12 protein-coding genes are annotated in these 11,596 nt (G+C 65.4%); 10 read left to right on the forward strand and 2 right to left on the reverse strand.

Annotated features, from left to right (window positions below; all coding sequences use genetic code 11):
• Positions 1 to 77 precede the first annotated feature (77 nt).
• The 3 genes from AS156_RS01940 to prpB are packed head-to-tail and all read left to right on the forward strand — an operon-like array spanning position 78 to position 3,450.
• On the forward strand, positions 78 to 920 hold the full coding sequence (locus AS156_RS01940) for an IclR family transcriptional regulator (RefSeq protein ID WP_082747279.1): 843 nt from the start codon (positions 78 to 80) through the stop codon (positions 918 to 920).
• 59 nt (positions 921 to 979) lie between these two features.
• Entirely contained in the window at positions 980 to 2,515 is a 1,536-nt protein-coding gene (locus AS156_RS01945) for an MmgE/PrpD family protein (protein WP_066499201.1), read from the forward strand.
• Between the two features lie 11 nt (positions 2,516 to 2,526).
• Positions 2,527 to 3,450: a methylisocitrate lyase gene (prpB, locus tag AS156_RS01950; protein ID WP_066499203.1), complete on the forward strand. Its 924-nt coding sequence runs from the start codon at positions 2,527 to 2,529 to the stop codon at positions 3,448 to 3,450.
• A 73-nt stretch (positions 3,451 to 3,523) separates the two neighbouring features.
• Here prpB and AS156_RS01955 read toward each other — a convergent pair whose 3' ends face one another.
• The gene (locus AS156_RS01955; RefSeq protein WP_245312508.1) at positions 3,524 to 4,564 is read right to left on the reverse strand and encodes a 2-dehydropantoate 2-reductase; all 1,041 of its coding nucleotides are present in this window, start codon (positions 4,562 to 4,564) and stop codon (positions 3,524 to 3,526) included.
• 80 nt (positions 4,565 to 4,644) lie between these two features.
• On the opposite strand from AS156_RS01955, the gene AS156_RS01960 reads away from it, so the two are divergent.
• The 3 genes from AS156_RS01960 to AS156_RS01970 all read left to right on the forward strand — a co-directional run bounded on the left by AS156_RS01960 (position 4,645) and on the right by AS156_RS01970 (position 7,282).
• Positions 4,645 to 5,460: an ABC transporter ATP-binding protein gene (locus AS156_RS01960; protein ID WP_066499205.1), complete on the forward strand. Its 816-nt coding sequence runs from the start codon at positions 4,645 to 4,647 to the stop codon at positions 5,458 to 5,460.
• Positions 5,460 to 6,245, forward strand: a complete 786-nt coding sequence (locus AS156_RS01965) for an ABC transporter permease (RefSeq protein WP_066499207.1) — start codon at positions 5,460 to 5,462, stop codon at positions 6,243 to 6,245. The genes AS156_RS01960 and AS156_RS01965 overlap by 1 nt, the downstream gene beginning before the upstream one ends.
• 311 nt (positions 6,246 to 6,556) lie before the next feature.
• Positions 6,557 to 7,282, forward strand: coding sequence for an SDR family oxidoreductase (locus AS156_RS01970; protein WP_201455981.1), 726 nt, complete (start codon positions 6,557 to 6,559; stop codon positions 7,280 to 7,282).
• Positions 7,283 to 7,464: 182 nt separating this feature from the next.
• Here the strand turns inward: AS156_RS01970 and AS156_RS01975 are convergent, their stop codons facing one another.
• The gene (locus AS156_RS01975; protein ID WP_066499208.1) at positions 7,465 to 7,914 is read right to left on the reverse strand and encodes a cupin domain-containing protein; all 450 of its coding nucleotides are present in this window, start codon (positions 7,912 to 7,914) and stop codon (positions 7,465 to 7,467) included.
• Positions 7,915 to 8,049: 135 nt separating this feature from the next.
• Between AS156_RS01975 and AS156_RS01980 the strand changes: the two genes are divergently transcribed.
• From AS156_RS01980 to AS156_RS01995, 4 genes are all read left to right on the forward strand, one after another.
• Positions 8,050 to 9,078 carry an ABC transporter substrate-binding protein gene (locus AS156_RS01980; RefSeq protein ID WP_066499217.1) on the forward strand — a complete coding sequence of 343 codons (1,029 nt, stop codon included), beginning with the start codon at positions 8,050 to 8,052 and terminating at the stop codon, positions 9,076 to 9,078.
• 67 nt (positions 9,079 to 9,145) lie between these two features.
• The gene (locus AS156_RS01985) at positions 9,146 to 9,847 is read left to right on the forward strand and encodes an NUDIX hydrolase (RefSeq protein WP_066499219.1); all 702 of its coding nucleotides are present in this window, start codon (positions 9,146 to 9,148) and stop codon (positions 9,845 to 9,847) included.
• 224 nt (positions 9,848 to 10,071) lie between these two features.
• Positions 10,072 to 10,845, forward strand: a complete 774-nt coding sequence (locus tag AS156_RS01990) for an ABC transporter ATP-binding protein (RefSeq protein WP_066499227.1) — start codon at positions 10,072 to 10,074, stop codon at positions 10,843 to 10,845.
• A gap of 5 nt (positions 10,846 to 10,850) precedes the next feature.
• Positions 10,851 to 11,555: an ABC transporter ATP-binding protein gene (locus AS156_RS01995; RefSeq protein ID WP_066499355.1), complete on the forward strand. Its 705-nt coding sequence runs from the start codon at positions 10,851 to 10,853 to the stop codon at positions 11,553 to 11,555.
• The last annotated feature ends 41 nt before the right edge of the window (positions 11,556 to 11,596 follow it).

Genomic DNA, 11,596 nt, shown 5'->3' on the forward strand with positions numbered 1-11,596 from the left:
GGATAGTATCGGGGATGGCAGATCGGTCAAGCCGCGCGGCGCGCAGTGCGCCCCTGCCGGAATCGCGGATGTGGCGGATGGCGAAGAAACCCAAGGCTGAAATCAAGGTTGAAATCGAAGCTGAAACTCAGGACGCGGAGCAGGGGGCGTCGGGTGTGCGGGCGGTGGACCGCGCGATTGCGATCCTGCAATGCTTCACGCCGGATCGGCCGGCACTGAGCGTGATCGAGATCCAGAAGCGCGTCGGGCTGAGCCGGCCGACGTTGTACCGTCTGCTGCAGACGCTGGCGCAACGCGACCTCATCCAGGCCGAAGGCGAGCCGCAGCGTTTCCGCCTCGCCCATGGCGTGATGAAGCTATCGCATGTCTGGCTGAAGGGGCTCGATATCGTCGCGACCGCGCGGCCGATCGTCGAAGGCCTGCGCGAGGCGACCGGCGAGACCGCCGCGCTGTTCCGGGTGCAGGAGGATCGCGGCATCTGCATTCTCGAATGCGAAAGCCGTCATGTGCTGTCGATCAGCCGCGGCGTCGGCGACAGCCTCAGTCTGATCCAGGGATCGACAGGCAAGGCCATGCTCGCTTTCATGGACCCGGCGCGACAAGCCGAGCTTCTCTCGACCGTCACGAAGAGCAGCGAGCGCGCGGAGCTTGAGGAAGCCCTCAAATTCGTCAGGCGCCACGGCTATGCGAGGAGCCACAGTGAGATCTTTGCCGGCGCGGTTGCGGTCTCCGCGCCGTGCTTCGATCACCGCGGCAGCGTCGTCGGCTCGATCGGCCTTTATGGCCCCAGCGCGCGCATCGATGAGCAGAAGCTGCTGGACTATTCGAAGCTCGTGCGCGAGGCCGGACGGCAGATTTCAGTGTTGCTGGGATTTCAGGACGGCGAGGTGGCGGCAACGAAACGCGCGCACCCCGATTGAGGCCGACGCCGCTTGACCGTTGTCGGCATTTCGGCTGACCTGACCATGAGGAGCATCTCATGAAGCAGCATCGCGTTCGCGCCTACAAATCCGCCGAGAGGCTCCCGCGTGCCGATCAACTCGCCTGGAAGATCGCGGGCGTAGCCGCTGATTCCGTTGCGGTCGAGCCTGATGTGGTCGAGATGATTGGCAACCGCATCATCGACAATGCGGCTGTTGCCGCCGCATCCGTCGCGCGCAGGCCGGTGCGCAGCGCGCGCGCTCAGGCGCAAGCGCACCCGTTCAAGCCCGGCGCGACCGTGTTCGGCCTGTCGCCGTCGGAGCGGATCTCGCCGGAATGGGCGGCCTGGGCCAACGGCGTCGCGGTGCGCGAGCTGGATTTTCACGACACGTTCCTCGCCGCCGACTATTCGCATCCCGGCGACAACATCCCGCCTGTTCTTGCGGTCGCGCAGCATTGCGGCCTCGGCGGTGCGGCGCTGGTCCGCGGCCTTGCGACCGGCTACGAGATCCAGGTCGATCTCGTGAAGGGCATCTGCCTGCACGGGCACAAGATCGACCATATCGCGCATCTCGGGCCGTCGGCGGCGGCCGGTATCGGCACGCTGCTCAATCTGCCGACCGAGACGATCTACCAGGCGGTGCAGCAGGCGCTTCACGTCACCACGACGACGCGGCAATCGCGCAAGGGCGAAATCTCGAGCTGGAAGGCCTATGCGCCCGCCTTCGCCGGCAAGATGGCGATCGAGGCCGTCGACCGTGTGATGCGCGGCGAGGGCGCGCCGTCGCCGGCATGGGAAGGCGAGGACGGTTTCATCGCCTGGCTGCTGTCCGGACCGAAGGCGACGTACATCGTGCCGCTGCCGGAGAAGGGCGAGCCCAAGCGGGCCATCCTCGACACCTACACCAAGGAGCACTCCGCCGAATATCAGAGCCAGGCGCTGATCGACCTCGCGCGCCGGCTCGGGCCGAAGATCGGCGATCTCGCTGACATCGAGAGCATCGTGATCCACACCAGCCATCACACCCATCATGTGATCGGCACCGGCGCCAACGATCCGCAGAAGATGGACCCGAAGGCGAGCCGCGAAACGCTCGATCACTCCATCATGTACGTCTTCGCCGTCGCGCTCGAGGACGGCGGCTGGCATCATCAGGCGTCCTACGCGCCGGAGCGCGCCGGGCGTCCCGAGACCGTCGCGCTGTGGCACAAGATTTCGACGGTCGAGGATCCCGAATGGACCCGGCGCTATCACAGTATCGATCCACGCGAGAAGGCGTTCGGCGGCCGCGTCGTCGTCACCCTCAGGGGTGGTTCGGTGATCTCTGATGAGATCGCGGTCGCGGACGCACATCCGCTCGGCGCGCGGCCGTTCGCGCGACCGCAATATATAGCCAAGTTCCGCAAGCTGGCCGAGGGCGTCATCGCGCAAGGGGAACAGGATCGTTTCCTCGCTGCGGTCGAGCGCCTGTCGTCATTGAAGGCGGGTGAACTGGGCGAGCTGACCTTCAGCGTCGCGCCGGATCGTCTCGGTCCGCCACAACCCTCGGGCATCTTCGATTTCGTCCGAGGCCACGTCGCGACTGCCAGTTAGGAGAGGCCACCATGCCGTATCTCGTCGCCGCAGATCTTCCCACCGAGAGTGCAGGCCGCAGGTTCCGCGCGATGCTGCGCGAGCCGGGCATCCTGCGGCTGCCGGGCGCGCATAACGGCATGGCGGCGCTGCAGGCGAAGGCAGCCGGCTTCAAGGGGCTCTATCTGTCGGGTGCGGCGATGACGGCCTCGATGGGTCTGCCCGATCTCGGCGTCATCACGGTTGATGAAGTTGCGTTCTTCGTGCGCCAGATCGTGCGTGCTGCCTCCGGCCTGCCGCTACTGGTCGACGGCGACACCGGCTATGGCGAGGCGCTGAACGTGATGCACATGGTCCGGGTGTTCGAGGAAGCCGGTGCGGGTGCCGTGCATCTGGAGGATCAGCTTCTCCCGAAGAAGTGCGGGCATCTGAACGACAAGAGGCTGGCCGATGCCCACGACATGGCGGCCAAGGTGGCGGCGGCGGCCAAGGCGCGCCGCGATCTCGTCGTGATCGCGCGCACCGATGCGGCGGCAAGTGAGGGGCTCGACGGCGCGGTGGCGCGGGCCAAGATCTATATGGAAGCCGGCGCCGATGCGATCTTTCCCGAGGCGCTCAACACCGCCGAGATGTTCCGCGCCTTCGCTGAGCGGATGCCCGGCACGCCGCTGCTCGCCAACATGACTGAGTTCGGCAGGACGCCGTTCTTCACTGCGGCCGAGTTCGAGGCCATGGGCTACGCGATGGTGATCTGGCCGGTCTCGGCGCTGCGGGTGGCGAACAAGGCGCAGCAGCAACTCTATGCCGCGATCGCGCACGACGGCGGCACGCACAACATGATCGACAGGATGCAGACCCGCGCCGAGCTTTACGCCACCATCGGGCTCGCCGACTACGAGGCGCTCGACGCCTCGATCGTCGCGACCGTCATTCCCGAAGGCATGCCGCAGCGCTGACTTCTCACCTCTCCCCAACGGGGAGAGGTGGACCTTCCGATGCTGTTCCCGTCAACTTGATCTCATCCTGCTTCTAGGCCGGCGCACCCATCGCATAGGGCTTGAGCACCGCATAGAGAAAGCCGTGCGTCGGCGTCGCCACGCCGAGCTTGCGGCCGAGCTCGACCACCTTGCCATTGAGCCAGGGCAGCTCGAGCCGGTTGCCGCGCTCGAGATCCAGCGCCATCGACGCCTTCATGGCCGGCGGCGCATGTCCGATGAAATCGAGCACCTTCTCCAGTGCGTCAGACGGCAGCTTGATGCCATTGGCGCGGCCGACGGCGATGGTCTCCTGACAGGCGGAGACGAGCAGCGGGCGCAGATCGGGATCGTCGCGCAGCTTGCCGATCGGCAGCCGTGTCACAGCCGTCATGCCGGCGTTGGTGGCGAGCAGGGCGAACTTCATCCAGAGCTCGGTGACGATCTGCTCGCTCAGCGTCGCATCGAAGCCGGCCTTCAGACAGAGCTCCACGAACGCCTTGCCGCGCGATGTGATGCTGCCGTCGAGCTCGCCGAAGATGATGCGCATGAAGGTCCCGACCTGGTTGATCACGCCGGGCTTGATGATCGACGCGCTGATCTGCGCGACGCCGCCCATCACCGCCTTGCGTCCGAGGATCGGGATCAGCCGTTCCGGCGCGTCGATGCCGTTCTGCAGCGGAATGACCGCGGTACCAGGGCCGACCATCGGCTTGATATGCTCTCCGGCGCTCTCGACATCCCACAGCTTGACGCAGAACAGCACGACATCGACACGTCCGACATCGGCCGGATTGTCGGTAGCCCGGGTCGGCACCAGATGGGTTTCGCCCCGGCCGCCCTGGACCTTCAACCCTTCGCTTCGCATCGCGGCCAGGTGGGCACCGCGCGCGATGAAGGTGACGTCGGCCCCGGCATGGGCAAGCGCCGCGCCAAAACCACCCCCGACGCCTCCGGCGCCAACGACTGCAATCCGCATGATCTGTCTCCTGCCTGGTCCGCCCCGGCGGCCGGTTGCGGCAGCCTCGACGATGTCGAGCCAATTCTCAACCCGCTCGTCCTGAAAACCGCGTGAACCGGCCGCCGTCACGGTCATCTACTTCTTCTTCCTGCGTTGAACTTGCCGGCTTAAATGGCTAAGCCATCCCGCGAAGTTCGGGAGGCAACGCGGTGGAGATGACGGAGCCGACGGCAGTCGCGCTTGATAACGCGACGGTGGCGTTTCGGTTGGCGGATGGACGGGTCTATACCGCGGTCGAGCAGGCAAATCTTTCGGTGGCGCATGGCGAGTTCGTCGCCATCGTGGGCCCGACCGGGTGCGGGAAATCGACGCTGCTGAACGTCGCGGCCGGATTGCTGAAGCCGGCCGCAGGCACGGCCCGGATCTTCGACAAGCCGCTCGCCGGGTTGAACCGCGACGCCGGTTACCTGTTCCAGGCCGATGCGCTGTTCCCGTGGAAGACCGCGATCGACAATATCGCGATCGGGCTCGAGATCAGGGGCACGCCGCGTGCCGAGGCACTCGAGCGTGCGCACAAATGGCTGGCGTCGGTCGGCCTCGGCGCCTTCGCCAATCGCTATCCGCACATGCTGTCCGGCGGCCAGCGCAAGCGCGTCGGCCTCGCGCAGGTGCTGATCCGCGATCCCAAGATCCTGCTGATGGACGAGCCGTTCGGCCCGCTTGACGCGCAGACCCGGCAGATCATGGGCAACCTGCTGCTGGAACTGTGGACCGCCGATCGCAAGGCGGTGCTGTTCGTCACCCACGACCTCGAGGAGGCGATCGCGCTGGCCGACCGCGTCGTGATCATGTCGGCCGGCCCGTCCGCCCGCATCATCGGCGACTGGCGCATCGCGCTGCCGCGGCCGCGCGACATTTCCGAGATCCGCATGGAGAAGGATTTTCATGCCCTGCACCGCGAGATATGGAGCGTGTTGAAGGACGAGGTGATGAAGGGCTACGAGCAGTCCTCGCAAGCGGGAGCTGCCTGATGTCGCGCCTGACGCTGTTGTCTTTGCAGGTGCTGGTCGCCGTCGTCGTACTGGTGCTGTGGCAGGTGTTCTCGAGCGTGCCGGTGTTCGGCAAGATCCTGCTGCCGCCGTTCTTCTTCTCCAACCCGGTCGACGTGTTCAGCCAGATCGTCACATGGTTCTCGACCGGCGTGATCTGGAAGCATCTGGCGATCACGCTGTGGGAGTCGATCCTCGCCTTCGTGATCGGCTCGGCCGGCGGCATCCTGGTCGGCTTCTGGTTCGCACGGCAGCCGCGCACCGCCGCGGTGTTCGATCCCTATGTGAAGATGGCCAATTCGCTGCCGCGCGTGGTGCTGGCGCCGATCTTCGCGCTGTGGTTCGGGCTCGGCGTCTGGTCCAAGGTCGCGCTCGGCGTCACGCTGGTGTTCTTCATCGTATTCTTCAACGTCTATCAGGGCGTGAAGGAGGTCTCGACCACCGTGCTCGACAATGGCCGCATGCTCGGCATGAACGAGCGGCAATTGATGCGGCATGTCTACTGGCCGTCGGCGCTGTCCTGGATGTTCTCCTCGCTGCACACCTCGGTCGGCTTCGCGGTTGTTGGTGCAGTCGTCGGCGAGTATCTCGGCGCCGCGGCCGGGCTCGGCTATCTGATTCAGCAGGCGGAAGGCGTGTTCGATGTCGCCGGCGTGTTCGCGGGCATGTTCGTGCTGTCGGCCTTCGTCATCCTGATCGACATGGGCGTGACGGTCGTGGAGAAGCGGCTGCTGGTGTGGCGGCCGACGGCGGCACGCCGGGACTGACGCACGCTCGATCTGGATCCCGCCAGCCATCACGTCCAGCCGGGTCGAGCTCGCCGCGGCGGTCCTTCAGACAGGTCCCGAACAGGTTCGCGACCTGCTCGCTGATCGTGTTGGCGGCTATACCACGATAATGTCACTACTTTACCAGAATAGGTGAGATGATCAGACTTGTCTCCAGCGAAACATCGGAGACTTGCTCATGCGCGTATTCATCACTGGAGCCACTGGCTGGGTTGGCCTGGCCGTCATGAAGGATCTGATCGCGGACATCGATCACCCGGCTTACTTCCCGCAGGAGCAAGGAGTGAGCAATGGCTGATGCAGCGATGTCGCTTGATGGCAAGCGCGTGGTCGTGATCGGAGGATCGTCCGGGATTGGCTTTGCCGTTGCTGCGATTGCGCAAGAGCGCGGCGCGGAGGCAGTGATCGCATCCAGCAACGCAAGCCGAGTCGATGCTGCGGTTGCGCGGCTGCCCGGTTCGACCGGGCGCGCCCTTGATATGCGCGACGAGACCAGCGTGTCGCATTTCTTCGAGCAACTCGGCGCGTTCGACCATCTCGTGATCACGGCGGGCGATTGGAGCGGCGCCGCGCCTGTCGCGATACGTGATCTCGATCTCGCCGCGGCGCGCGACAGGCTTACGATCCGCTTCTGGGGTGTGCTTGCGGCCGTCAAGCATGGCAGCCGCACCATCGCATCTGATGGTTCGATCACGCTGACGAGCGGCATGCTGGTACACCGTCCGAGAAAGGGCCGCGCGCTTGTGACTGCGATCGGCGGCGCTACCGAGTATCTGGCCCGTGGCCTTGCCGTCGATCTCGCACCGGTGCGGGTCAACACGGTATGTCCGGGCCTCATCTTGACCGAGCCGGTCCAGCAGATGCCGGAAGAGATGGTCCGCGGCTATGTGGCAGGCTTGCCGCTGCCGCGCGCGGCGTCGCCGAGCGAGGCCGCCATGGCTTACGTCTATCTGATGCTCAACGGCTACATCACCGGGCAGGTCCTGCCCGTGGACGGTGGCGGCATGCTGGTGTGACACCGCTGGCCGTCATTGCGAGGGGCCAACGGGTCGGCGCAAAGCGCCGCCCGATGACAGGCTCCGCGAAGCAATCCATCTGTCAGCGTACGCGGGTCGATGGATTGCTTCGTCGCGGAGCCTGTCATCGGGCGCGCGTTCGCGCGACCCGTTGGCTCGCAATGACGTGGACGGGTTCGCGATCAATCCAGCAGCTTGATATCGTCAGGCGCCTGAGGCGGCGTCTTGATGGCGATCGCCTTGATCGGGCGGCCGTTCGGCTTGTTGCCGCCGTGCGGCGTGCCCTTCGGGATCACGACGAGATCGCCCGGCTTCACGGTGACCTCCTTGTCGCCGAGCCAGATCGTGCCGGTGCCTTCAAGGATGTATTGAATCTCGTTGGTGTTGGGATGCATGTGCTTCGGCACGTTGCCGTCCTGGATCGAGACAGTGGCGCCGTCGGCGGAGACGAACATCTTGGAACGGAAACCGGCCTTGTTGGCGGCGCCGAGCTGGTCGCCTTCCATCTCGCCGGTATGGATCACCTGCGCGGTGATGGTCTCGGCGGCGAGTGCCGGCCGCAGCAGATGGCTGACGCCGCATCCGGCGGCAAACGCGGTGACGATCGACAGCGTCGTGGCAATGCGATTCATGAGAGGCCGCCCCTGACGTTTCTTGTGCGGTGGATGCTATGCCGTCGCTGCAGGCTTGACCAGCCATCGGAAAGTCGCCTTCTCAAGTCTGCCGCACTGCATTATCGTGCCGCCAAATTTGCAGTGGAGGACGTCATGAGGACGATGTTTGGCAAGGTCGCGGGCGCATTACTGGCGCTCGTGATGAGTACGGGCCTTGCCGCGGCGCAAAGTAAGATCACGATCGCGGTCGGCGGCGGCGCCTGCCTGTGCTATTTGCCGACGGTGCTGGCCAAGCAGCTCGGCGAATACGACAAGGCCGGGCTCGCGGTCGAGTTGGTCGACCTCAAGGGCGGTTCGGATGCGCTCAAAGCGGTGCTCGGCGGCAGCGCCGACGTCGTCTCCGGCTATTTCGACCATTGCGTCAATCTCGCGGCCAAGAAGCAGGAGCTGCAGGCCTTCGTGGTCTATGACCGTTATCCCGGCCTCGTGCTGGTGGTTTCGCCGAAGCACACCGGCGAAATCAACTCGATCAGGGATCTCGCGGGCAAGAAGGTCGGCGTCAGCGCGCCGGGTTCCTCGACCGACTTCTTCCTGAAATATCTGCTGAAGAAGAACGGGCTCGATCCGACGGGGACGTCCGTGATCGGCGTTGGCCTCGGCGCGACTGCCGTGGCCGCGATGGAGCAGGGCCAGATCGATGCCGCCGTGATGCTCGATCCCTCCGTCACCGTGCTGCAGGGCAGCCACGCCGATTTGAAGATTCTGAGCGACACCCGCACTCAGAAGGACACGCTCGCCGTGTTCGGCGGCGAGTATCCGGGTGGCGCGCTCTATTCGACCGCCGCTTGGGTCAACGGGCACGAGAAGGAGGTGCAGGCGCTGACCAATGCCATTATGGCCACGCTGTCCTGGATCCATTCGCATTCGGCCGAGGAGATCATGGCGAAGATGCCGGACGAGATCGTCGGCAAGAACAAGGACCTCTATCTCGCCGCGCTGAAGAACACGATCCCGATGTTCTCGGAGACCGGCCGGATGGACCCTAAGGGGGCCGAGGCCGTGCTCTCCGTGTTCAGCGTCGGTTCGCCTGAGGTCGCCAAGGCCGGCATCGACGTGACCAAGACCTACACCAACAAATATGTCGAGCAGGTCAAGAAAACGACCGGAATGAACGCCAAGTAGAGAGCATGATCCGGACCTGCGAGGCCGGAGCGATCATGTCGACGGGAAATGGGGCGCGGTGAACGACATGCAGTCTCCGGTCATTCAACGCGTCGCTGCCCTTGACTTGACGTTGCAGAGGCGGCCCTGGCCGTTCGCAGACGAGCGGCGCGCCGAGATCGACGCCCATTTCGCCGCCCAGCAACAGGCGAACCCAAGCCTGTGGAATGGCCGCGTGCTGCTCGGCCGCGATCCCGTGTTCGAGGGCGCGCGGCTGAGCGCCAAATACTTCGAGACCGATTTCGCAAGCTTCCTGGCCTGGCGCGACTGGGGCTTTCCTGACAAGGAGATCTTCAACGGGTTCGGCATGGGCGCGCTGCTCACGAGCGACGGCGCCTTCGTGCTCGGCGAGATGGGTCGGCATACCTCGAATCCGGGCCGGATCTATTTTCCGTCAGGCACACCCGATCTCGACGACATCAGGGGCGATACCGTCGACATCGACGGCAGCGTGATGCGGGAGCTCGAGGAGGAGACCGGTCTGTCCGCCGCCGACTGTCGCGCGGATGCGGACTGGCACTGCATCTACACCGGGCCTGCGCTCGCGATGATGCGCATCCTGCGTGCCGACATGCCGGGGGAGGCGCTGCGGGCGCGGATCGAGGCTAACCTCGCACGGCAGGACGATCCCGAGCTCGCCGCGATCCATTTGGTGCGCAGCCGTGCCGATCTCAACACGGCGATGCCGCGTTTCGTCACGGCATTCATCGAGACGCAGCTTCCGGTGTAGCACCATGCGCCTGCAACCAAGTGCTGAAGGAACTGCGCCGCACGGACGCGGCCATCGCGCTTGACATAACCCGCCGCGCCCCCTGTGATAGGCGATACGAAGAACAAGAATGCAAGGCACAATCTCCGGGGAGGGATTTATGCAGGTCATGAAGGCCGCATGCTGGCTTGCCGCTGCCTGCCGGCGTCGCCGATAGCCGCCGCTAGACCGCGAAAGGGACCGCCGTGCTCGCCGTCGAAGGTCTGGTCAAGCGGTTTGGCGGCTTTCGTGCCGTCAACAACGTGTCGTTCCGCGTCGAGCAGGGCGAGATCCTCGGGCTGATCGGTCCGAACGGCTCGGGCAAGAGCACGATCTTCAACTTGCTGTCGGGTACGCTGCCGCCGACCTCAGGCTCGATCCTGTTCGATGGCCGCGAGATCGCGGGGCTCGCCCCGCACCGGATCATCAATCGTGGCGTCGGCCGTACCTTCCAGATCCCACGGCCGTTTCATCGCCTCAGCATTTTCGAGAACGTCACGCTCGCCGGCTTCTACGGCCAGGGCCGCCATAGCCGCGCCAAGGCCGAGGAGGCGGCCGAGCGCGCGCTTGGCCTGGTCGGCCTGCCGACCGATCGCCACGCCAGCGTCGAGGGCCTCGGCGCCGCGGGATTGAAGAAGCTCGAACTGGCCAAGGCGCTTGCCACCGCGCCAAAACTCCTGCTCGCCGATGAAAGCCTCGGCGGCCTCGACGAGTCCGAGATGGACCAGGCCGCCGACATGCTGCGCCGGATCCGCGACGAACTCGGCATCACCATCATCTGGGTCGAGCACATCATGGGTGTGCTGATGCGCGTGGTCGATCGCGTGATGGTGCTCGATCACGGAGAGAAGATCGCGGAAGGCCTGCCGGCCGACGTCGCCGGCGACGCCAGGGTGATCGAGGTCTATCTCGGCACCGATGCCGATGCGAGTCTTGCGGCCGCCGCCGCGGCGCAGGCGCGCCGCCGGGTCGGGGCGTGACCGGCATGCTCGAGCTCAGGTCGATCGACGCGGGTTATGGCAGCTTCCAGGCGCTGTTCGACGTCAGCCTCGATGTCCGGGCAGGCGAGGCGGTCGGCGTGATCGGCCCGAACGGCGCCGGCAAGACGACGCTGATGCGCGTGATCTCGGGCCTGATCCGCCCCATCAGGGGTACCATCGCCATGCAGGGCACCGACGTCGTGGCGACGCCGGCGCATCGCATCGTCAGTCTCGGTATTGCCCATGTGCCCGAAAACCGCCGGCTGTTTCCGCGACTAACAGTCGCCGACAATCTGAAGATGGGCGCCTTCATGCCCGGTGCCCGCGCGCGTTACGCCGAGCGGCTCGACTTCGTGTTCGAGCTGTTCCCGCGCATGAAGGAACGCCGCCACCAGATGGCCGGCACGATGTCCGGCGGCGAGCAGCAGATGTGCGCGATCGGCCGCGCGCTGATGTCGAACCCGAAGCTGCTGCTGCTCGACGAGCCCTCCGCCGGGCTCGCACCGGTCGTGGTGCAGCAGGTGTTCGAGCTGGTGAAGCGCATCCGCTCCAGCGGGCTCACTGTGCTGATCGTCGAGCAGAACGTGCAGCAGGTGCTGCGGGTGGTCGACCGCGCCTATCTCTTGGAAGCCGGCACCATCCGCGCCGCCGGCACGTCGACCGAACTTGCGGCGAGCGACACCATCAAGCAGGCGTATTTGGGGGTGTGAGGGCGTGCTGACGATATCGGGAAGTATTGCGGCATCGGCGG

The organism is Bradyrhizobium macuxiense (genome assembly GCF_001542415.1).
In the GTDB taxonomy this organism is placed as follows: Bacteria; Pseudomonadota; Alphaproteobacteria; order Rhizobiales; family Xanthobacteraceae; genus Bradyrhizobium; species Bradyrhizobium macuxiense.